Source organism: Azotobacter tropicalis (genome assembly GCF_059739045.1).
On sequence record NZ_AP046059.1, the window covers coordinates 488,901 to 510,128 of the forward strand.

At 64.2% G+C, this 21,228-nt stretch carries 20 protein-coding genes and 1 pseudogene; 3 read left to right on the forward strand and 18 right to left on the reverse strand.

Annotated features, from left to right (window positions below; genetic code table 11):
• Positions 1–9 precede the first annotated feature (9 nt).
• From Atro_RS02245 to Atro_RS02255, 3 genes are all read left to right on the forward strand, one after another.
• Positions 10–450: a hypothetical protein gene (locus tag Atro_RS02245; RefSeq protein ID WP_497926245.1), complete on the forward strand. Its 441-nt coding sequence runs from the start codon at positions 10–12 to the stop codon at positions 448–450.
• 462 nt (positions 451–912) lie between these two features.
• Entirely contained in the window at positions 913–1,068 is a 156-nt protein-coding gene (locus Atro_RS02250; RefSeq protein WP_497926246.1) for a hypothetical protein, read from the forward strand.
• Positions 1,065–2,720 carry a glycoside hydrolase family 32 protein gene (locus Atro_RS02255; protein WP_497926247.1) on the forward strand — a complete coding sequence of 552 codons (1,656 nt, stop codon included), beginning with the start codon at positions 1,065–1,067 and terminating at the stop codon, positions 2,718–2,720. The genes Atro_RS02250 and Atro_RS02255 overlap by 4 nt, the downstream gene beginning before the upstream one ends.
• A gap of 142 nt (positions 2,721–2,862) precedes the next feature.
• On the opposite strand, the gene Atro_RS02260 is transcribed toward Atro_RS02255, so the two are convergent.
• From Atro_RS02260 to Atro_RS02345, 18 genes and pseudogenes are all read right to left on the reverse strand, one after another.
• Positions 2,863–3,207 carry an MFS transporter gene (locus tag Atro_RS02260; RefSeq protein ID WP_497926248.1) on the reverse strand — a complete coding sequence of 115 codons (345 nt, stop codon included), beginning with the start codon at positions 3,205–3,207 and terminating at the stop codon, positions 2,863–2,865.
• Between the two features lie 159 nt (positions 3,208–3,366).
• Positions 3,367–4,989, reverse strand: coding sequence for a glycoside hydrolase family 32 protein (locus tag Atro_RS02265; protein ID WP_497926249.1), 1,623 nt, complete (start codon positions 4,987–4,989; stop codon positions 3,367–3,369).
• A gap of 80 nt (positions 4,990–5,069) precedes the next feature.
• Positions 5,070–5,540 carry a type II secretion system protein M gene (locus Atro_RS02270; RefSeq protein WP_497926250.1) on the reverse strand — a complete coding sequence of 157 codons (471 nt, stop codon included), beginning with the start codon at positions 5,538–5,540 and terminating at the stop codon, positions 5,070–5,072.
• Positions 5,541–6,698, reverse strand: coding sequence for a type II secretion system protein GspL (gspL, locus tag Atro_RS02275; protein ID WP_497926251.1), 1,158 nt, complete (start codon positions 6,696–6,698; stop codon positions 5,541–5,543). It lies immediately after the preceding gene.
• Positions 6,691–6,945: a hypothetical protein gene (locus tag Atro_RS02280; RefSeq protein ID WP_497926252.1), complete on the reverse strand. Its 255-nt coding sequence runs from the start codon at positions 6,943–6,945 to the stop codon at positions 6,691–6,693. Before Atro_RS02280 ends, gspL begins: the two co-directional genes overlap by 8 nt.
• Positions 6,946–6,953: 8 nt before the next feature.
• The gene (gene gspK, locus Atro_RS02285; RefSeq protein WP_497927739.1) at positions 6,954–7,634 is read right to left on the reverse strand and encodes a type II secretion system minor pseudopilin GspK; all 681 of its coding nucleotides are present in this window, start codon (positions 7,632–7,634) and stop codon (positions 6,954–6,956) included.
• Positions 7,635–7,734: 100 nt separating this feature from the next.
• The gene (gspJ, locus tag Atro_RS02290) at positions 7,735–8,361 is read right to left on the reverse strand and encodes a type II secretion system minor pseudopilin GspJ (protein ID WP_497926253.1); all 627 of its coding nucleotides are present in this window, start codon (positions 8,359–8,361) and stop codon (positions 7,735–7,737) included.
• On the reverse strand, positions 8,358–8,723 hold the full coding sequence (gspI, locus tag Atro_RS02295) for a type II secretion system minor pseudopilin GspI (RefSeq protein WP_497926254.1): 366 nt from the start codon (positions 8,721–8,723) through the stop codon (positions 8,358–8,360). The genes gspJ and gspI overlap by 4 nt, the downstream gene beginning before the upstream one ends.
• Complete coding sequence (gspH, locus tag Atro_RS02300) at positions 8,720–9,238, reverse strand: type II secretion system minor pseudopilin GspH (RefSeq protein WP_497926255.1); 519 nt, start codon at positions 9,236–9,238, stop codon at positions 8,720–8,722. The genes gspI and gspH overlap by 4 nt, the downstream gene beginning before the upstream one ends.
• Positions 9,201–9,577 (reverse strand): annotated as a pseudogene (gspG, locus tag Atro_RS02305) (type II secretion system major pseudopilin GspG). The gene gspH and the pseudogene gspG overlap by 38 nt, the downstream one beginning before the upstream one ends.
• 67 nt (positions 9,578–9,644) lie before the next feature.
• Complete coding sequence (gspF, locus tag Atro_RS02310) at positions 9,645–10,862, reverse strand: type II secretion system inner membrane protein GspF (protein WP_497926256.1); 1,218 nt, start codon at positions 10,860–10,862, stop codon at positions 9,645–9,647.
• Positions 10,863–10,867: 5 nt separating this feature from the next.
• Positions 10,868–12,382, reverse strand: a complete 1,515-nt coding sequence (gene gspE / locus Atro_RS02315; protein ID WP_497926257.1) for a type II secretion system ATPase GspE — start codon at positions 12,380–12,382, stop codon at positions 10,868–10,870.
• 6 nt (positions 12,383–12,388) lie between these two features.
• Entirely contained in the window at positions 12,389–14,275 is a 1,887-nt protein-coding gene (gene gspD, locus Atro_RS02320; RefSeq protein ID WP_497926258.1) for a type II secretion system secretin GspD, read from the reverse strand.
• A gap of 406 nt (positions 14,276–14,681) precedes the next feature.
• The gene (locus Atro_RS02325) at positions 14,682–15,458 is read right to left on the reverse strand and encodes an outer membrane protein assembly factor BamD (RefSeq protein WP_497926259.1); all 777 of its coding nucleotides are present in this window, start codon (positions 15,456–15,458) and stop codon (positions 14,682–14,684) included.
• Positions 15,439–16,149, reverse strand: coding sequence for a type II secretion system protein N (locus Atro_RS02330; protein ID WP_497926260.1), 711 nt, complete (start codon positions 16,147–16,149; stop codon positions 15,439–15,441). Before Atro_RS02330 ends, Atro_RS02325 begins: the two co-directional genes overlap by 20 nt.
• A 550-nt stretch (positions 16,150–16,699) precedes the next feature.
• The gene (locus tag Atro_RS02335) at positions 16,700–18,289 is read right to left on the reverse strand and encodes a glycoside hydrolase family 68 protein (protein ID WP_497926261.1); all 1,590 of its coding nucleotides are present in this window, start codon (positions 18,287–18,289) and stop codon (positions 16,700–16,702) included.
• Positions 18,290–18,777: 488 nt separating this feature from the next.
• Positions 18,778–20,073: a dicarboxylate/amino acid:cation symporter gene (locus Atro_RS02340; protein ID WP_497926262.1), complete on the reverse strand. Its 1,296-nt coding sequence runs from the start codon at positions 20,071–20,073 to the stop codon at positions 18,778–18,780.
• A 111-nt stretch (positions 20,074–20,184) separates the two neighbouring features.
• Positions 20,185–21,060 carry an alpha/beta fold hydrolase gene (locus Atro_RS02345; protein ID WP_497926263.1) on the reverse strand — a complete coding sequence of 292 codons (876 nt, stop codon included), beginning with the start codon at positions 21,058–21,060 and terminating at the stop codon, positions 20,185–20,187.
• Between the last annotated feature and the right edge of the window lie 168 nt (positions 21,061–21,228).

A 21,228-nucleotide genomic window follows, 5' to 3' on the forward strand; every position in this document is an offset into this window, starting at 1 on the left:
ATACGGAAGATGCGAGACGGCAGCTCTTTGACAGATGCTGAGCGGGCCGCATGGCTCACATTAATTAACGAAGAGTTGCACCGTATAGTAGTCGTCGCGGAACAATTGCCAATAATGGGTCGTTCAGCCTTGAAGCAGCGCTATCGTGATGCTTTGAAGAACGGACTTTCCTCGCTGGCGATAGTATTTCTTCAGCTACCGCAGGCGATGGCTGAAAGCCGTGTTGCATCACGAACCGATCATTACATGCCGGCATCTCTCGGGGCCAGTCAATTTGCTGATCTAGAACTGCTGCAAGCCGGGAGAGGTATTGTTTCTACCGACGCAACGATACCGCTGGGGAAATTGTTACTCAGCTGGAGTCATGGTGGCATCTGCTACAGTGAAACAGCCGGTAAAACAAAACTTTATTGGATGATTATTTGGTATCTGTCTCTTTCTTTGGTCTAAATAGATAAAAAACACCACTCATTTGAATGGCGTTTTTTATTGGTTCATCGCATTTTTCCGGAAAAGCCTTCATCCACACGCGCTATGTTCTCGGTCGATCACACATCAACAACGTGACAGTACCTCCTCCAGATGACCGACTTGACCTGCGTTCGGGATGGTCTTATATTAATGATAACGTTAACTATGTCGACGGCTTCTCTTCTACGAACCCGTTTCAGACCATCCATGGAGCGTGTCGGAAAGTGGCCCCTTCATGTGAGTGAAGTGTTCTTTTCATAGGAATGGGGTACGAAAACACCCACGCTGTTTCTATGGCGGCGCGTGGATTCAAGTTCAGGCGACGGGTGTCTCGAAGCGCTCGTCCCCCCGAGAGTCCGCGGAATTCCGAGGATCCGCATCAGCTCGCAGGTGGTTGCGCGCTCAGCGGGATCCGATTCACTGAGAGCGGAGCCTCTCATTTTGCAAATCGATTTGGCGTTGGCCTGCGTGGCCGAGAATTCCTCGAGTGACGCATCCGCTTCCCAAATCCTGCTGCGAAGACGCATCGAGGATTTCGATGAACGCCTCGGCGGCAAGCTCTGCTCGGTGCTCGACACCCAATACGGAGAATCATGAACCGCAATCCCACCTCGAGGCGCGCAACTCGGCGCGCATCGGTCTGCGCGCTCGCCGCGCTGCTCGTCGCCGCGATCGTGGCGGTACTCGTGTTCGCGTCTGGTCCGGCAACCTCGTCAGGCCCCGAGCCGTCGAGCCCGCCGCCGACCCAGTCATCCAAGCTCACGCGGCCGGCCGACTGGTCGCCCTACCGGCCCGCGGTGCACCTCACCCCCGCCAAGCACTGGATGAACGATCCCCAGCGCCCGATCCTGATCGATGGCGTCTGGCACTACTACTACCTCTACAACGCCGACTACCCCAAGGGGAACGGCACCGAGTGGTACCACGCGACCTCGACCGACCTCGTGCACTGGCAGGATCACGGCGTCGCGATCGACAAGTACAAGAACGGCCTTGGCGACATCGAGACCGGCAGCGCCGTGATCGACACCGGGAACACCGCGGGCTTCGGCGCCGGCGCGGTGATCGCCGTCATGACCCAGCAGCACGAGGGCGTGCAACGGCAGTCGCTCTTCGTCTCGACCGACGGCGGCTACCGCTTCAAGGCGTATGACGGCAACCCCGTTATGGACAACCCGGGCGCCGAGCACTGGCGTGACCCGAAGATCATCTGGGACGACGCCCGCGACGAGTGGCTCATGGCGCTCGCCGAGGGCGACAAGATCGGCTTCTACACGTCGCCCGACTTGAAGCGCTGGACGTACCGATCGGGCTTCGAGCGCGACGACCTCGGCATCCTCGAGTGCCCCGACCTGTTCCGCATGTCGGTCGACGGTGACCCGGCGAGCACGCGATGGGTGCTCGCGGCAGGCGCGAACGGTGCCAGCAAGGGCATGACCACGGGAACCGTGTACTGGACCGGCAACTGGGACGGCGAGCGCTTCACCGCGGATCGCGACGAACCGCGATGGCTCGACTCGGGCGCCGACTTCTACGCCACCGTGACGTGGGACGACCCGCGCCAGGACGACGCCGAACGCCTCGCCTCTCGCTACGCCATCGGCTGGCTCAACAACTGGGCCTATGCGACCAAGCTGCCGATCGACGACTGGCACGGCGGCGCCGACTCGATCGTACGACGCATCGAGCTGCGGTCGGTCGACGGCGAGCCGCTGCTCGTCTCGCAGCCCGTCGAGGCGCTCGACAAGCTCGAAGGCAACGCCGAGGTGCGCTCCAAGATACGGGTAACGGCAGCCTCGGGGACGACGCTCCCCCAGCCGGAATCCGATGCTTACCGACTCCAGGTCGAGCTCGACGCGGCCTCGGGCGCCGACGAGGTGCGCTTCCGCGTCAAGGAGGGTGGCGGGCACTTCACGACCGTCGGGTACGACTTCGTGCACGGCGTCGCCTTCGTCGCACGCGACGCGGATGCTGTGGCCGAGCGGATGCCCGCAGTCTACCGCGAGGTTCGTACGGCCCCGGCGCCAGCGCGTGACGGCGTCGTCACCCTTGACGTCATCGTCGATGCGGTCTCGGTCGAGGTCTTCGTGAACGACGGCGAGGCCGTGCTCTCGAATCTCGCGTTCGGGGCCCCGGCGCGAACGGGCTCTCGGTCGAGTCGCTCGGCGGCGACACCGAACTGCGTTCCTTGCGACTCACGCCGCTCGCGATCGCGCCGATTGAGCGGCATATGGAGCAAGCGCCCGTAGACTGAGCGCATGACGAATCCTCATGAGCCAGTACTGTCACGTTGTTGATGTACGACCGAGTGAAAGCGCAGAGCGCGAGGATGATGGACTCACGCGGCGAACCGTCCGAGCATCGGGATGCACGTCACCCATCCCCAAGCCGCTAAGGCTTGGGTGCGTAATCTCCGTCAACCTGCCAACAACGCGACCGTACCTTGACCAGCACCTGCGAGGAGTTCAGGTAGCCGTAGGCGCGGGTGCCTTGCTCCGGGGTGGGGAAGAAGGAGGCGAAGTACACCGGGAACTGCTGCTCGTAGATCATGTAGATCCCGGCGACCCCGGTCAGGAACAGGCTGAACGCCCAGAAGCGCGGCAGGCGCAGCAACTGCAGGATGTCGGCGGTGTGTACCGGCACGGACTCGCCGCCCTGCGCCTCAGGGTTCCGGAAGACGTCCATGTCCAGCCGGGAGAGGATCAGCAGGAACGCCAGGCCGGCGGCGCTGCTCATGTAGAAGGCGATGTCCGGGTCGATGTTGAAACCACGCCGACCACGCCCGTCGCGGCTGCCCAGTCCAGCCAGCCCAAAGCGATCTATTGCGCTACTTCCGCCGGCTCGCTGTCAAGGGCGATCTCTCGCCTGTAGGGCATAGTACAGTTGCCGGCCCGGTCAGCCCCGGCGCACCGGCGGGGCGGGCGCGAGCGGGGCGACGCTCATCGAGCGGATGACCGCTAGCCCGTCGAACGCCTCGGCGGTGAGGCCGTTCGTGTCGTTCGCCCCGTACACGACCGCGCTCAGCGCGCGCTCGTCGCCATTCACGAACACCTCGATCGAAGTGCGATCGACGACGATGTCGAGATCGACAACACCGTCTCGCGGCCGGATGCGGATCGTGCGCCCGTGGCGGTACACCTCAGTCAGTTCGTCCGCGATCGCATCGCGGTCGCGGACGATGAATGCCGTCTCGGCGGCAAAGTCGTAACCGACGGTCGCGAAGTGTGTGCCATCCGTTTTGAGCTTCAGTCGTACCTCCCGGGCCGGGTTGCGCGGATCCTGCGCGATAGAGGCGCGCAACCGATAGGCGGCACTCGTTGGCTGCGAAACCGCCCTAGTTTCTCCGGGGCCGATCAGAAGCTGCTCGATACGGGCCTGTTCGCCCTCGAGCGCATTGATCGTGTCGATCGGGCGCGAGGTGAGCGCAAGCCGGCCGTCGATGTCCTTCAGGTGCACCGTGCGCACGAGCGAGAGGTGGCTGCCGCCCCATTCGCCGGCGGGGAGCCGGCGGGCGTAGTCCCAGTTGTTCACCCAGCCGATGGCGTATCGGGTACGCAGCTGTTCTTCGGTGGTCTGCTGTGGGTCAGTCCAGGTGACGGCAGCGTAGAAGTCCGACCCATTGTCGAGCCACTGGGGTTCGGCCTGATCGGGGTGGAAGTTCGTTCCGTCCCACTCGCCGGTCCAGTAGGCATACCCGGAATTCATGCCGTAGTTGAAGCCGTTCGCGCCGGTCGCGAGCACCCAGGTCGTGCGCGACGGGTCGCCCTCGACCGACATGCGAAACAGCTCCGGGCATTCCATGATGCCCAGGTCGTCGCGCCCGAAGCCCGACAGGTAGGTCCATTCCTTCAGGTTCGTGGAGGTGTAGAAACCGATCTTGTGCGGTTCGGAGACGAGCATCAGCCAGCGCGAATGCTCCGCATCCCAGGTGATCTTCGGATCGCGAAAATCCCCGCTGCCCGCCGGGTTGCGCATGATGGGGTTGCCTGCGTACTGCTCGAAGGTGTAACCGCCGTCGGTGGAGTAGAACAGCGACTGGGTCTGCACGGCATCCAATTGCTGCGTCGCGACGACAACGATCGCGCCGGCACCGAACCCGGCCGTGTCGTTCGCATCGATGATGGCGCTGCCGGACTGGATATCGCCGTCGCCGCGCGTGTACTTGTGGATCGCCACGCCCTCGTCGAACCAGTGCACCAGGTCGGTCGAGGTGACGTGGTACCACTCGGTACCGTTCCCGTTCGGGTAGTCCTCGTTGTAGAGGTAATACAAGTGCCAGCGGCCATCGAGAAAAAACGGCCGCTGCGGGTCGTTCATCCAGCCGCTCGCCGACGTCAGGTGCACCTCGGGGCGCAGTTCGCCGAGCCCCTCGGCGCTCACCCGCGAGGCGAAGACGGGGTTGCTCTCTTCAGCGGTCGCGGGTGCAGTGATGCTGGCGGCGAGCATGGCTGCGACGGCTGCCGCGACGATACATCGCGATCCTGGTAGCGCGGTGAGCCGAAATCGCTTGATGGTCATGGGGAATGCTCCTCCCACTCCTTCTTTCGTCGTTGGGCCCGGTGCTCGTCATGCCGGACGGCAGATGGGCTGTTGAGGCGTTACTTGGAAAACGTCAGCTGCGCGCCTACCCGGCCGGGCGCGGCGGCGCTGCGCAGGTCGGCCTCGAGCAGGCGGATACCGTCCCGGCTCGACTGCTCCAGCAGTTGCAGAAGCCGGCTGAAGTCGGCGTTGTCGAGGGCTAACACGACTTCGCCCGCGCCGCCGGGGGTGACGCGCTCCATCTTGAGCTGCAGGCGCGAGGTCTGATCCGCCAGCAGCCGTTCGAGGGGCTCGTCGCTCGGCGCCGACGGGGTGCCGGACGGCTGCAGGCGTTTCGCTTCTTCGCTCGCGGCACTCATCCAGACGACCAGGGCCTGCTTGCGCTCCACCTGTTCCTGTAGGCGCGTCCGCTCCGCCGCCATGGGGCGCCAGGCGAGCAGGTAGAGCAGCACGGCGAGAGCCAGCAGCGTGCCTCCCGCAAGAAGCAGTCTTTCCCGGTCGCTCAGCTCCTGTATCCAGGCTTTGCTCATCTAGTCGATCCCCTCTACGGCCATCTGGGCGATGGTGTCTTGCTGGCGCTTCTGCACCTGGCCGAGCCGGGCCCGCAGTCCGTTCTGCTCCAGCGCGGCGGCGAAGCGCTCGAAGGCGGACTGTTCAGCCGCTTGCAGCTCCAGCTCCAGGCGCCGCTCGTCTTTCGTGTAGCGCATGCCGGTCACTCTGACGGCGCCATTCTGGCGAAAGGCCGGAACGCTTTTTTCCAGCAGGCGCAGAAAGCGCGAGCCCTGCCGGCGTTGACGCAGTTCGTCGAGCTTCTGTTCCAGTTGGGCCCGCGGGTCGACGATTTTCCGCACCTCCGGAAAGGCCTCGCGGAACAGTTCGACGACCTGCTGGTCGAGCGCTTCCTTCTGGCGGGCCAGGCGATGGTTTTCGAGGCCCAGGGCGGCGAAGCCCAGGATCAGCGTCAGCAAGCCCAGCGCCGCGGGAATCCTCAGGCTGCGCAGCCGTGTTCCGGGTGCCTCCTGCAGCCGGTACTCGCCCTGCAGCAGGTCGATGGCCTGCTCGGGCGACAGGCGCGCGGCCAGCGCCGCCAGGGGCGGGGCATCCGGCGCGGCGGGCAGCACCTCCAGGGCGCCGTGCCGTTCCAGGAGCGGTCGCCAGCTCGCCAGTTCCGCGCTGGCGAACGCCAGGCCGGCCAGGCCGGCGCCGTTGATCAGCAGGCGTTCGCCCAGGGGCGTCGCGATCGGTCGCTCCGGGTCGCCGTGCAGGCTCTGGGCATCGGCGAACAGCGCCCTGGCCGGGATCGAGGCCGCGCGCAAGCGGTCGCGCCAGGACGCGATCAGCGTGCGCGCGACGATCGCCACCGGGTAGCGGTGCTCCGCGCAGGGGCTGCCCACCGCGAAATGCAGCAGGGCCGGGTCGTCGCAGAGTTGTTCTTCGAGCTGGTAGGGAATCGCCCGCCGGGCGGCGCGGCTGGCGTTGGGCAGCCGGACTTCGGTCACCAGCACCTGCTCCTGGGGCAGCAGCGCATAACAGGGATGGCTACGGGCCAGCTGCGCCAGCTGGGGAAGCTCGTCGGCATGGGCGAGCCGTCCGACGGCGACGCAGCGGGCCTCGTCCCGATTCCAGACCAGCCACTCGACGGGCGCCTCGGGCCGTGGCCCGAGACTCACCAGCAGAAATTCATTCATCGAGAGCTCCATAGTGGCGTTGGTACACGGTGGAGGTGCCGTTGCGCACCTGGATCCGTGACTGCAGCACCAGATTCGCGTCGTGGTAGTCGACCTCGATCCGGGCCAGAAAGAATTCGGAAGAGACCTTGAGCTGCGTCTTGACGGCCGCATCGACGTCGCTGGAGAGCGTGTCGTCGCCGCTCTGGCGCAGCAGCCCCCAGAACTCGTCGACACTGCCAAAGCCTTCTGCGGGCCGTTCGCTCAACCATTGCGTCAGCAGACCGAGGGGACCCGTCCCTCGAACAGGGCCGAGAGGAGCGGCGCCTGCTCCGGGCCGAGGGTATTCACGTTGACCAGCAGCTTGGTGTCGGGCAGGGCGCACAGATAAGGGCGAAGCCGGAGCAGAGAACCCTGTTCGTCGTCCCGAGCCTTGGCGGCCAGTTGGCGGAAGCCGTCGACGAAATGAAGCTCCGTCGGATCCGCCAACGGGCCGTTCGCCGGCAGATAGGCCGGCTCCAGGCCGGTGTAGAACAGGTCTTCGGCACCCTTGAGTCCGGTCGGCAAGGTGTCGTTGTCGAGCCAGTCGCGCAGCGGTTCGACCAGTTGCGCCGTCTGCGACTCGTCGGCCCCCAGCTCCACCAGCAGGCGGACGAACTGGCGCAACAGCAGCGGGTCCTTGGTTTGGGCGGCGTCCTGGGGCGTGTTCAACGTGCTCAGGGCATTGAGATTGAAGCAGGCGCTCTGGTCCTGGATGCGAATTCTGATGACGCCGCCGTCGATCGGATAGCTGAGCTGCGGATCGGCCCAGGCCTGCCGCAGGTGGGCGCGCTTGTCGGTCTTGAGGGCCGACTCCAGCAGATTGCGCGCCAGTTTCTCGCCCCCAGGGCGAACCAGTAGGCCTGCTGATATTGCTCGCGGTTGGCCGCCTGCCGGATGTTGAGCTGGACCAGCGATCCCAGGTGGGTCGCGATGAGGGAGATCAGGGCCACCACCAGCAAGACGACCATCAGCGCCATGCCGCGGCCATGCTGCCTGGCCGCCAGTGCCGAGCCCTTCATGGCGCGCTCGGCAGCAGCACGATCTGCGCTACCGCTCCATAGCGGTCGGTTTCGATGGTCAACTCCAGCGCCTGAGGGAGCATCGCGGGCGAAGCCTCATCGGCCGCGCCACGCAGCGGCGGCCACTGATCGATCCAAGTGCGGTTGTAGAAAAAGCGCAGGTCGACGTCCGCCACCGCTTCCAGCAGCGTGGTGCTGTGCCATTGCATTCCCCGCGGGGTATCGATCAGGGGCGAGCTTTCGCGAATCAGACGCTTGTCGCGCAGGCGATAGCGCACGCGCTCGAGGCCGGACCCCGGCGACGAGCGGGACAGGATGCGCCGGCCGGCCTTGTAGAAATCCAGGAGCACCCCTTGCGGATCGCCATCGGCAGGGGCCATCAGCACCTGGGTCCGAACGTCGCCCCGTTCGTTCCGTCCCTGGCGGACGACCAGTTGTTCCAGGTCCCGGCGCAGCAGCTGCTGGGCCAGCTGCAGGCGCTGCAGCGACTCGATGCTTTCGCCCACCACCTGCTGGCTGCGCAGACCGCTGTTGAGCGTCAGCGCCGCGGCGAGTCCGAGCAGTGCCAGCAGGGCCATTGCCACCAGCACTTCGAGCAGGGTGAAGCCGCCACTGCTTTTCACGGCGTCGCGCCCATGAAGGCTTGCAATTCGCTCAGCAGCCGGTCGTCGTCTGTCGTCCGGGCCGTCACCCGACGAATATCGGGATTGCCGGTTCCCTCCACCTGTTCGGTGAGGGTGAACTTGTACCCCGCCAGCTCGACCTTCCGGGTGCGCTTGCCGAGGGCCGGCCAGGCCGGCTGCAGATGCAGACTCGCCAGGTGGTTCTGGGCCGCCAGCTGGGCGAAGTAGCGGAGCTCGAGCTGCCCGGCATGCCGTCCGTGCTCGCCGACGATCTTGAGCAGGGCGCCGGCGGCCAGGGCGAAGATGGAGAGCGCCACCAGCACCTCCAGCAGCGTGAGGCCGCGCTGTCGTGACCGATTCACGGTTGCTCCAGGCGCAGATCGCCTGCGAAGCTGGCGCGGATCACCTGCGGCCACCGCGCGTCGGGATGGCCGAGGGTCAATTCGAACTCGCTGATCTGGCCGTCGCTGGCGATGAAGATCTGCGGCTCGCGCGCCTTCCCGCGCGTATCGACCGTTTGTCCCGCCATGCGCAGGCGCAGGGTGGTCCCGTCGTTCAGCGCCCGGGCCGCCAGACGCGGATCGCTGTCCACCGGCAGCCAGCGCGCCTTCTCGCGCCGGTAGAAGCGATAGCCGGCGTCGCCCAGCCACAGGCCATAGTCGCGATTGCGGTAGATGGCCTGTTCCGCCGCCAGCCCGATCTGCGCCTTGAGGCGGCGCGCATCGCTTTCCAGGCGTTGCTGGGACGGTTCCGGCAGCGCCAGGGAGACGGTGACCGTCAGCAGGCCCAGAATCGCCATCACCAGCATCACCTCCAGCAGGGTGAAGCCGCGGGCAGGATTAGTTGCCGACATCCGCCGCAAGTCCTTCTCCCCCATCTCGCCGTCCGCACCCAGCGAGTAGACGTCGAACGCCTTCTTGGTGCCCGGCTGCAGGTACTGGTAGGGATTGCCCCAGGGGTCGGTGGGCAGGCGCTTGATGTAGCCGTTGCTGTTGTAGCGCTTGGGCTGCGGGCCGGTTTCCGGTTTCGTCACCAGCGCCTCCAGCCCCTGGTCGGTGGTGGGGTACTGGAAGTTGTCCAGCTTGTACATGTCCAGCGCCTGCTCCAGCAGGGCGACGTCGGCCCTGGCCTTCTCGACCATCGCCTTGTCCTGGTTCTGCAGGACATTCGGCGCCACCAGCGCCACCAGGAGGCCGAGGATCACCAGCACCACCATGATTTCCAGCAGCGTGAAGCCCTGCTGCCGGCGCGTTCGGATCGTTGCGTTCAAGAGCGTGTCTCCTTCAAAACGAGGTCAGGTTGTTGAGTTCCAGGATCGGCATGAGAATGGCCAGGACGATGCACAGCACGATGCCGCCCATGACCAGGATCAGCGCGGGTTCGAACAGCCCGAGCAGCCAGGCGACGCGGCTTTCGAACTCCGCCTCCTGGTTCTCGGCCGCCTTGTCCAGCATCTTCTCCAGCTCGCCGCTGCGTTCGCCGTTGGCGATCATGTACACCAGCAGCGGCGGGAAGGGACCGGACTGTTCGAGGGCGCGGGACAGCGAGCAGCCTTCCCGCACCAGGTCGCCGGTGTTGACCACCGCCTGTTTCAGATAGAGGTTGGTCATCGGCCCGGCGGAGACTTTCAGACTGTGCAGCAGGTCGATGCCGCTGCCGACCAGGATCGCCAGGGTCCGGGCGAACTGCAGCGACTGCTGGCCCAGCACGAAGGTGCTGACCAGCGGCAGGCGCAGCTGTGCCTTGTGCCAGCGGGTACGTCGCCCGGCGTCATGCAGCCACCAGCGCGCCAGCAGCGCGAGGCCTGCCAGCGCCGCGAGCATGTGCAGGCCGTATTGCTGCAGGACATCGCTGATCAGAATCAGGTAGCGGGTCAGCAGCGGCAGCGTCTGTTCGGCATGGGTGAACTGTTCCACCACCTTGGGCACCACGTAGGTCATCAGCGAGACGATGACCCCCACCGCCACCAGCGTCAGAAACACCGGATAGATCAGCGCCACCTGCACCTTGCTGCGGATCTTCTGCAGCCGCTCGCCATATTCCGCCAGACGCAGGAGCACGCCGCTCAGATGCCCGGACTCCTCGCCGGCGGTGATCATCGCCCGGTACAGCTCGCTGAAGCTGCGCGGGTATTCCGAGAGGGCCGAGGCAAGGCTGTGGCCCTCCAGAATCCGCGCCCGCACGGACAGCACGGTGGCCTTCAACACGGCGTTGTTGGTCTGCCGGGTGATGGCATAGAGCGCTTCTTCCAGCGGCAAACCGGAGTCGATCAGGGTCGCCAGTTGCCGGGTTAGCAGCGCCACGTCGCGGGCCGGCAGCGGCCGGGCCAGGCGAAGCCTGCCGGCCCTGGCGGCGCGGGCCGGGCTGGCGGCCTCCACGGCAGTGGGCAGCAGGCCCCGCTCGCGCAGCAGCGTGCGGGCGTGGCGTGGCGAATCGGCTTCGATCAGACCGTTTTTGGTCTTGCCGTCGGCGGTCAGGGCGCAGTAGCTGAAGGCGGCCATGGCGGTCAATCGCTGCGAATGATGCGCAGCACTTCATCGACGCTGGTCATGCCGCGGGTAACGAGAAAGCGCGCTTCGTCCATCAGGGAATTCATCTTGCTGCTCAAATACTGTTGCATCTCCAGTTCGCCGGCCCGCTGGTTGATCAGTGCCGCCAGTCCGGCGTCCACCACGGCCAGCTCATAGATGCCGACCCGGCCGCGATAGCCGGTCTGGTTGCACTGCTCGCAGCCGTGGCTGCGATAGCCATCCGTTCCCGCCAGTTCGGGCCTGTTGAGCCACTGCGCTTCCTCTTCGCTGATCCGCGCCGGTTCGCGGCAGTGCTGACAGAGTCGCCGCACCAGCCGCTGGGCCAGCACGCCTTTCAGGCTGGACGCCACCAGATAGGAGTCGATGCCGATGTCGCGCAGGCGGGTGATCGCACCGGCCGCGCTGTTGGTGTGCAGGGTCGACAGCACCAGGTGGCCGGTCAGGCTCGCCTGGATCGCCACCTCGGCGGTTTCCGCATCGCGGATTTCGCCGATCATCAGCACGTCCGGGTCCTGGCGCAGCATCGCCCGCAGCCCCTTGGCGAAGGTCATGCCGGCGCGGGTATTCACCTGGGTCTGTCCCACGCCCTCGATGGCGTATTCGACCGGATCCTCCACCGTGAGGATGTTGCGCGAGCTGTTGTTGAGCATGCCGAGGCCGGCATAGAGCGTAGTGGTCTTGCCCGAGCCGGTGGGGCCGGTGACCAGGATGACGCCGTTGGGCTGCAGCAGCAGGCGCTCGAAGGCCCGGTGGGTGTTCTCGGGCATGCCGAGGTCGCTGAGGCTGAGGCGCGCCGTCTGCTTGTCCAGCAGGCGCATCACCACCCGTTCGCCGTAGCTGGAGGGCAGGGTGGAAACCCGCACGTCGAGGGCGCGGCCGCCGATGCGCAACGCCGTGCGACCGTCCTGCGGCACACGCTTCTCAGCGATGTCGAGCTTGGCCATGACCTTGATGCGCGAGGTCAGCAGGGTGGCCAGCTTGTAGTTGGGCGACAGTATTTCGCGCAGCACGCCGTCGATGCGAAAGCGCACCGACAGACGCTTTTCGTAGGGTTCGATGTGGATGTCGGAGGCGCCTTCCTTGATCGCCTCGGTCAGCATCGCATTGATCAGGCGAATGATCGGCGCATCGCCTTCGGCGGCGAGCAGGTCTTCGTTCTCCGGCAATTCGTCGATCAGCTCGAACAGATCGTCGTCGTCGCCGATCTTCTCGATCAGTTGCATGTCGGCCTGACCGCTCTGCTGGTAGAGCCTTCCCAGGCGCTGTTCCAGTTGCTCGGCCGTGACCGGCACCAGCGTCAGTTCCGCATCGAGGAAACGCCTGGCTTCGAGGATCGCCTCGAGAGGCGTCTGCTCGATGTGGTAACAGCTCAGGCGGCCCGCTTCGGGCTCGACGACCAGCCGATAGCGATCGGCGAAGCCGAACGGCAGCCGCGGGGGCAGAGTCGTGGCATCCGCCTGCTCTGCGACGGGAATCGCTGAATCGACCATGTCCGTTTACTTCTTGGGCGGCAACACGTTGATCGAGGTGGGGCCGAGCCCCGTCCACTCGGGCAGGACGGCCGGCGCCTCTTCCGGAAACAGCTCCACGGCACTGTCTTTGTCTGTCAGTTGTCTGTCCCGAATGGAGCCGTATTTGGCTCTGCTGACCGAGGTCAGCATCTCCTGGTCGCGAATGATGGTGGGACGTATGAAGACCATCAGATTGCGACGGGCAATCCGGCTGCCGTCCGAGCGGAACAGGCGACCCACCACCGGCAAGCTGCCCAGCCCGGGCACCTTCGATCCCGCTTCGCGGATGTCGTCGTCGATCAATCCGCCCAGGACGATGGTCGCACCGTTATCGACCAGGACGGCGGTTTTGATCTGACGCTTGTTGAAGCTGACGCCGTCATCGCCCACCTCCGCGCCCAGCGAGGAGACTTCCTGTTCGATCTGCAGTTGCACGGCACCGCCCTCGTTGATCTGCGGGGTGATGAGCAGCTTGACGCCGACGTCCTTGCGCTCGATCGTCCGAAATTGGTTGTTCGCGTCGTTGTCGTTACTGAGCGTCGAACCCGTGGACACGGGTATTTCCTGGCCCACCAGTATGGAGGCCGCCTGGTTGTCCAGGGTCAGCAGACTGGGGGTGGAGAGAATGTTCGACTTCGTATCGTCCTGCAGCGCCTTCAAGAGCACGGCGAAGTTCAGGCCCGAACCGCTGAAGCGCCCCACGCCGGCAGTCAGGCCGCCGACGTTTCGCAGTGCGCCTGCCACCGACTGCTCGCCATCGGAGGTGGCGTCCAATATGTTGTTGAGGCCATTGCCGAGATTGGTGAAGTTGGTTCCGGCCAGTGCCCGTCCGCTGCCGTTGCGATCGGCGAGCAGCCACTGGACGCCCAGTTCCTTGGCGCGTTCTTCCGACATTTCGACGATGATCGCTTCCACCATGACCTGGGCGCGGCGGATATCGAGTTGATCGATCAACTGCCCGAGATCGCGAATGATCCTCGGGCTGCCCGACATGACGATGCTGTTGGTCGCCTCGTGGGCCTTGATATGGATAGCGTCCTGATTGGTCCCGGCGGACTCCTCCGGGGAGGCCTTGTCCTTCTCTTCGCTGACGATGCCGCTGATCTTTTCCAGCACTTCCGCCAGGTCTTCGGCCTTGGCGTATTTGAGGTAGTGGACCCGGGTGTTGTTGTCGGTCTGGACCTCGCTGTCGAGTTCCCTGATGACTTGGCGGAGATACTCGCGATTCGACTTGTCGGCCCGGATCAACAGGCTGTTGGTCCGGGGATCCGCCTTGATGATGGGCATCAGGCGCGAGCCCTCGTTGCCCTTGGTCTGCTCGCGGACCAGGGCCTTCAGGGTTTCGCTCACTTCCGGTGCGGAGGCATGCTCCAGCCAGATGATCTCGGTATCGTCGCTGTCGGCCTTGTCCACCCGCTCGATGACTTCCAGTAGCCGCCGAACATTGGCCTCGCGGTCGGTGATCAGAATGACGTTGGAGGCGGGGTAGGGCGTGATGATGCCGCTCTGGTTGTCCACCAGCGGACGCAGGGTGGGCACCAGGGCGGCTACGTCGACGTTTTGCACCTGAACGACACGGGTGACGATCTTTTCGCTGGTACGTGGCAGGGTAGGGCCGCCACCCTGAACTTCGATCCCTTCCAGTTTCGCGCCTTGCTGGGGAATCACCTTCAGAATGTCTTTTCCGACATTGATGACGGAGTATCCGTTGACGCCGAGCTGCACCAGAAAGATTTCGTAGAGTTCCTCTTTCGTCACCGATTTCGGCGTGCTGATGCTGACCTTTCCCTTGACGCGCGGGTCCATGACGATGGTTTTGCCGGTGAGCTTTCCGATGCTGGCGATGAACTCCGCAATATCGGTGTCGCGCATGTCGAGGCTGTAGTCGTCGGCCCCGGCCGGGCATGCCATCAACCACGAAGTGAACAGTAATGACGCGACAAGCGCCTTGAGAGACAGTTTTCCCGGTCTGCCTGCGTACGTCGGCTGGTGTAGGTCTGAGAAGGACGCTGTCCTGCTTTCACCCCCCATCGACTGGGTAACCACTGCATCTGCGTATCGAGAAGATCCTGAGGCAGATAAGTCAGAAGTGAATGGGTATCTAGAATGCACTGCTGTATCCGTTTATTCGTCAAACCATGAAATGTCGCGTTAAACGGATCCATCCGTAATATTTCTCGGGAAACTCCGAAAAGCCTCACTTTCACGAGATCACATGCCCTGTAAGCCGCATGGCGATTATTGGTTCGTGATTTCCAGAAAAAGTCTTTTTCAGACCCTAGGGTGGCACGCTGCCTTTGCGTATCGCCCTGGTACTGTCGGCCAGCTCATTCAGGCCGAGTTGCCGATAAGCGTTGATCATCAGCTCCAGTGCGCCGCTGACGGCGGCGCTATCGGGATAGCGCTCGATGATGTAGCGACAGCGGTTCAGCGCCGCGACGGGCTGATTGCGCTGCGACTGGAGCCTGGCTGCCTGTAGTTCGTTGTCCGCCAGACGTTCCTCGACCTTGGCCAGCGTTTCCTTGGCGCGTTCGGCGTATTGGCTGTCGGGGTAACGCTGTCTCAGGCGCTCGAGATCTTCTGCTGCCTGACGAACCTGCGCGGCCGAGGGGGCGGGGCGGAGGGCCAGCAAGGCATTGGCGCGCAGATAGAGCGCATAGTCCATACGCGCTGTTTCGGCATTTTCTTCGATCACCCGAGTCGCTATCCGGGCGGCTTCCTTCGGCCGGTCGAGCTGCAGCTGGCTGTAGGCCAGGGCCAGCGCCGCCTCGATGCGCAGCTCGCCCTGCGGGTCGGTGCGCAGCAGCTCTACCAGTCGGGTCGCCGCCGCCTCGGGCTGGCGGGACTGGATGAGTTCCATGCTCTCGTCGTAGAGCGCCCGCTCTCGCGATGCCCCCTCGGGCGGGGCGGAGCGCAGGTTCTTTCCGAAGGGGGTGCAGCCAGCTGCCAGCAGCGCCAGCAAGGCGACTGAAACGAAACGGCTGGCTGATCGACAGGTCATCATCCCGGTCTGTATCTCTCTGCAAAAGAGCGGCTCAGGGAGCAATTTCGGCATCCCGCGTCCGCTTGTCCCGGCGCGCGATGAGCCGAGTACCCTCGTCAGCCGCCTCGGCTTCGTCCCGTTGCAGCGATCGGCTTGTCTGACCGGGCGCCGTGGTGACGACGGAAATCCTCGCGTTGTTCATGGTGGGCCTTTCCAGCTCGACGTATTGCTGTTGGCCGGATACCTCGAGCACCACCCGATCCGCCAGGATTTCGGCCACCCTGGCGCCGTTGTTGACGGACAGCCTGTCGTCGACGGCATAGGCGCGCTGCCGGCCGGCTTCCGCGAGAATGGCCACGGAAGCGTTCCCCTGGGAGCCCCTGACGACACCCAGAAGCTTGACGTCCAGACGGCTTTTCACCTGCGTCGCAAGCGCCTTTTGCGCTGTCTCTTCCACAAGCGGGCCGAACAGTTCGGCCTGCTGGATTGCCTTGAGATCCAGCATCGGCATATCGCCCGGCGTCGCCTCTCGTGGCTTGGCTGGCGCCACGGCGGTCGATGACTCGGGCCAAAAGAGCGTTCTGGCGATCCCCACCGCCTGGATCGAGGCAACTGCCAGCAAAATCATGCTGATCGCTTTGGGGAGCGTCGTGGCGGCTATCCGCTGCCTAATCAGGTCATTCAACATGCGTAAAGCCGTCTCGAAACGGTGCGGATCGGAATTTCGGTCAGGGGGCAGCCCGCTGGCGAGCCGCTCCTTCAAGCGAACCGCTCGGCGACGAGCAGGCTCACTCCTTGGCCTGGGTGTCCGGAACCCAGGCGGTCAGGTAGCCCTTCATATCCACGTCATGGCGCAGCCACCGTGCATGCCCGGGACTATGCAGCGCTGCGTGGGCCGCTCGGCATCGGCGAGGGAGGTGAAACGGCAATGCCGGAACGCGAAAGACGTGTCGGTCTTCACGAAGGGCTACTTTCCGACACATTCGATGGATGGCCTGGGATGGATTCTGCGGAGGGCGGAATCCGTTACCAGAGTTAACGTTATCAACAATATAACCCCACCCCGAACGCAGGTCAAGCCGGTCATCTGGAGGAGGTACTGTCACGGTGTTGATGTGCAGCCGAGCGAAAACGTGACCGATGAGCTCACGCGGCAAGACGTCCGGGCATCGGAGCACGCGTCACCCGTTCCCAAGCCGCGAAGGCCTTGGTGCGTGCCGCTCAGGTCGGCTCCGGCAACGTGACAGTATCCCGGGCACACACAGCGAGGCGCCCGGCTGGAAATCCAGCCGGGCGCCTGTTCGTGAGATCCGTTACTTCTTCTGCGGCTGATTCTGGCCGCCCGGATTCACATTGAGGTTCGCCGGGATGTCGGCCCAGCCACCCAGCCCGCCGCCGTAGGTACCGTAGGAGTAGTCGACCGCCGACGATGCCCCTTCGATGTCGATCTTCACAGTCGGTGCGAGGGTGCCGCCGCGCCGGAAGTTGCCCTCGGTGCCGATCGTGTCGATGAACGACTGCACCAGGCCGCCCGGCATTACGTAGTGCGAGTACGACTGGAAGTGGCCGAAGGGCTGGTTGTAGTCGGGAGCGAAGGGGAACCCGCCGTTGAAGTTGAGGTTCGTCGGGTTGCCGAGCACCAGCCCGGATCCCTGGTTCATCGGCTGGTAATCGCTGCGGATACCGTCGCCCACGAAGCCGTACACGCCCTCGGGGCCATCGAGGCCGGCCGCGTAGGTGCCGCGGTGGCTGATGGTGAAGAGGTAGTACTTGCCGTCCTTCATGTAGATCTGCGGCCGTTCGGTCTGGTCGGTCACGCAGTTCGCCGAGAGGATCGGCGGCAGGAACTCCCACTCGGTGAGGTCGGCGTTCTTCGCCTTCGCCAGACCGATGTTGCCGATCTGGTAGGTCGCACCCGACGCGTTCACCTGCTCGACGGTCTCGGCGTAGGGGTCGCCCTCCCGGTAGCCGAGGTCCTCCGCGTTGCACGTGGCGGACTCTCGCGGCATGGCCGAGTTGCCCTCGAAGACCATGAAGGTCTCGCCCGGGTGGGCCGGGTCCTCGAAGGTGAACGGGTCGCGGAAGTTGAAGTACGGGTTCTGCTCGCCGGTCTGGTAGTAGGTACCGTCGGCCGCCAGGAGCGGAATGACCTTGTCGAAGCCGGTGAACTTCACGCCTTCCTTGTTGGCGTGCACCTTGCCGACGCTGAGCGCGATCTGCGGGTCGTACGGCTTGATGTCCTTGCCCGCGGCGTCGCGATAGAACGCGACATCGGTGAAGAACAGCTTGATCTCGCCGCTCGGGAAGATGCGCGCCGAGCCCGACCACTGCGTCTGGTGGCTGTACGACTGGTCCTTGAAGATCTGGCCGGTGACGCCCTCGTCGAAGACGAGACCGCCGTAGGTCCAGCCGCCGTTCGCCGGCCGCAGGCTGGCGGGGATGCCGGCCGGGCGGTAGAAGTAGCCGATCTTCGCGAACACGTGGCGATCGTCGAAGCCGAGGTTCCGGTCGGCGACGAGGGAGAAGATGATCTCCTGCCCGTTGACGCTGTACTGGTTCGCGTTGGCGTCGGTCAGGGGCCAGGAGTCCCACACCCAGACCTGCCCGTTCGACATGTCGGGGAAGTCCTGCGGGACGTTGGGCATGGTGTATGCCGCGGGCATCGAACTCTGGCGCGAGACGGCCCGCGGGTCCGACATCCGCTTGATCTGACGCGCGTCGGCACGAGTCCACTTCGCGGTGAAGTTGGACTCGGGCGCGAATGCCTGCTGCGTGTGCACGGTGGGCTCGGGGCCGGGTTCCAGGTGGGGAGCCGCAACGGCTGCCGTGGCGCTGCTGAACAGTGTCGTCGCCGCGATCCCGCTGACGAGCGATCGCCGAATACGTTGGTCGATGAGTAACATCATGTTTCCTTTCGTGTTTAAAAGCGGGCGCGATCCTAACACACACACTGGTTAACGTTAACTGACTGTTTTGTTAAGGTTAACTAATGATGTTGGTTAGAAATTCGTTTGCATAAGAAGCGGCCGAAACCAGGATTCCATCGGCTGTCCCTGATCCACCCGAAGGGTTTCGCCTGAGCGTTGTGCTCGGCGATGTAGCCCGGATGGCGTATTCCAGCGCCCGCGTGGAGCGGAACCGGCCTCGCCTGTGCTGGCGGGCGGCGCACCAGCCGGTGTGGGTGGCGCCTTTGGGGAGCGTCTTCAGTATCGTGCTGACGACACGCTCGATCTGCTCGTCCAGAAGGGTTCGGGGAACTCTTGGGCGAGAAGTCCTGCCGTCCCCTACTCGATGCCTTGCGCAAGCCCTATGTGAGCGTGACCACTGCTGCCAACAGTAGTCACGCTCATCGTGGAGAGTTTCAACAGGCTGCTAACTACCGCCCAACGGCTCAATCGCGTTGAGCAACTCCCGTGAGCAGGCGACGATCGCGCTTCAAGGCGATCGGCCCCAGGCGCGAGCGGTCCAGCTCGCCTTCCCAGGCGGCAACTACTACCCCCGCGACTGCATTACCGATGATGTTGGTCAGCGACCGGCATTCGGCCATGAAACGATCCACCCCCAGGATCAGTACCATCGCCTCGACCGGCACCGTGGGCACCGTGGCCAGGCTCGCGGCCAAAGCGACGAAGCCGGCCCCGACCACTGCGCCGGCGCCCTTGGAGGTGAGCATCGTCACTATCAGCAGGGTCAGTTGCTGTTCCAGGGTCAGCGGGATGTTGCAGGCCTGGGCCAGGAACAGCACCGCCAGGGTCATGTAGATGTTGGTGCCGTCCAGGTTGAAGGTGTAGCCGGTAGGCACCACGATGCCGACCACGCCTTTCGAGCAACCGACGTCCTCCAGCTTCTGCATCAACTGCGGTAGTGCCGACTCCGAGGAACTGGTGCCCAGCACGATCAGTAGCTCGGCCTTGATGTACCCCAGCAGGCGGAAGATGCTGAACCCGGCCTGCCTAGCGATGCTGCCGAGCACGCAGACGACGAAGACGAAGGCGGTAAGGTAGAAGGTGCCGATCAACTTGAGCAGTGGCACCAGCGAACCCAAGCCGTACTTGCCGACGGTGAAGGCGATCGCCCCCAGCGCGCCGAGTGGCGCCACCCGGCTGATCATGCCGACGATGCGGAAAAATACTTCGGACGCCTGGTTGATCAACTCGACCAGCGGCTGGGCGCGCTCGCCGATCAGCACCAGAGCGATGCCGAACAGCACCGAGACCATCAGGATCGGCAGGATCTCGCCTTTGGCGAAGGCATCGAAGAAGGTGCTGGGTATCGTGTGCATCAGGAAGCCGACCATGCCCTCGCCATGCGAGGCCTGACTCACGTAGCCAGAGATGGCACTGGCATCCAGGCTATGCACGTCGACGTTGAAACCATCGCCGGGACGCACTAGGTGTGCCGCCAGCAGGCCGATCATAAGCGCCACAGTGGAAACCAGCTCGAAGTACAGCAGGGCCTTGCCGCCGACCCGGCCGACCCGCTTGATGTCCTGCATGCTGGTGATACCGGAAACCACGGTACAGAAGATGATCGGGCCGATGATCATCTTGATCAGCTTGATGAAGGCATCGCCCAAGGGTTTGAGTTCAGTGCCGGTCTGTGGCCAGAAATGCCCGATCAGAATGCCTAGCACGATGGCGATGACGACCTGAACGTAGAGGGTGCCGAGTAGCTTCTTGATTGTCATTGTTGTTGTCCTGGTAGCGCCGCGCCTGGCGGCGGATAAAAGACTCCCGTAGTGCGGGGACGCGTGGTCACGCACTGGACTGGATAAGCGCTATGGGGGAGGGCTCCGGCTTCAGAGCAGGAAGGCGAGCACTTCTTCGAGCAGCAGTTCGGGGACTTCTTCGGCCAGGTAATGGCCGGCGGGCAGCGGCTTGCCGCGTACGTCGTCGGCCACCTTGCGCCATTCGGCCAGCGGGTCGAAACATTTGCCTACCGTGCCGTCGCCGCCCCACAACGCCAGGAGCGGCGTGACCATCAAGCGCCCTGCCTCAAGGTCCGCCTGGTCGTGCTCCAGGTCGATGCCGGCACTGGCGCGGTAGTCGCCGCAAATTCCATGCGCGGTGCCGGGCAGCTTCAGGCAGCGCAGGTATTCGGCGAAGGCCTCGTCGGTGAACGGGCGCATGCCGGCACTGCGGCTGCCCATCACGCTGCGCAGATAAAGTTCCGGATCGGCCTCGATCAGGGTTTCCGGCAAGGGGGCTGGGCGGATCAGGAAGAACCAGTGCCAGTAGGCACGCGCAAAGGCTTCCGTGGTTTGCCTGTACATCGCCAAGGTCGGTGCGATGTCCAGCAGAATCAGACGGCGCACCGCAGCCGGATGGTCCAGTGCCAGCCGGTGGGCAACCCGCGCGCCGCGGTCATGGGCCAACAGGTCGAACTGGGCGAGTCCCAGGGAGGCCATCAGCTCGACCATGTCGCAGGCCATCTCGCGTTTGCTATAGACAACCTGATCAGCATCGGCCTCGGGCTTCTCGCTGTCGCCGTAGCCGCGCAGGTCGGCAGCGACCACCGTGAAGTGCCGCGCCAGCGCCGGTGCGACCTTGTGCCAGATGACATGGGTCTGCGGGTGGCCGTGGAGCAGCAGCAGACCCGGTCCGCTGCCCCCTATGCGATAGGCGATCTGCACGCCATTGACCTGGCGCGTGTCTTTCTGGAAATCGGTGAACATGGCAGTCACTCCTCATTGATTGCGCTCTCCATCCTAGGTTTTTGCAGCCGGCCATCAAGGGTGGAATTGTGATCTGACTGTTCATGAGATGTGTATTAAACCGCCGTATTGCGGCACGATTGCCGACGAAAACATGCAGTGGCGAAAGCTCGAAAGACTGCTTGGGGA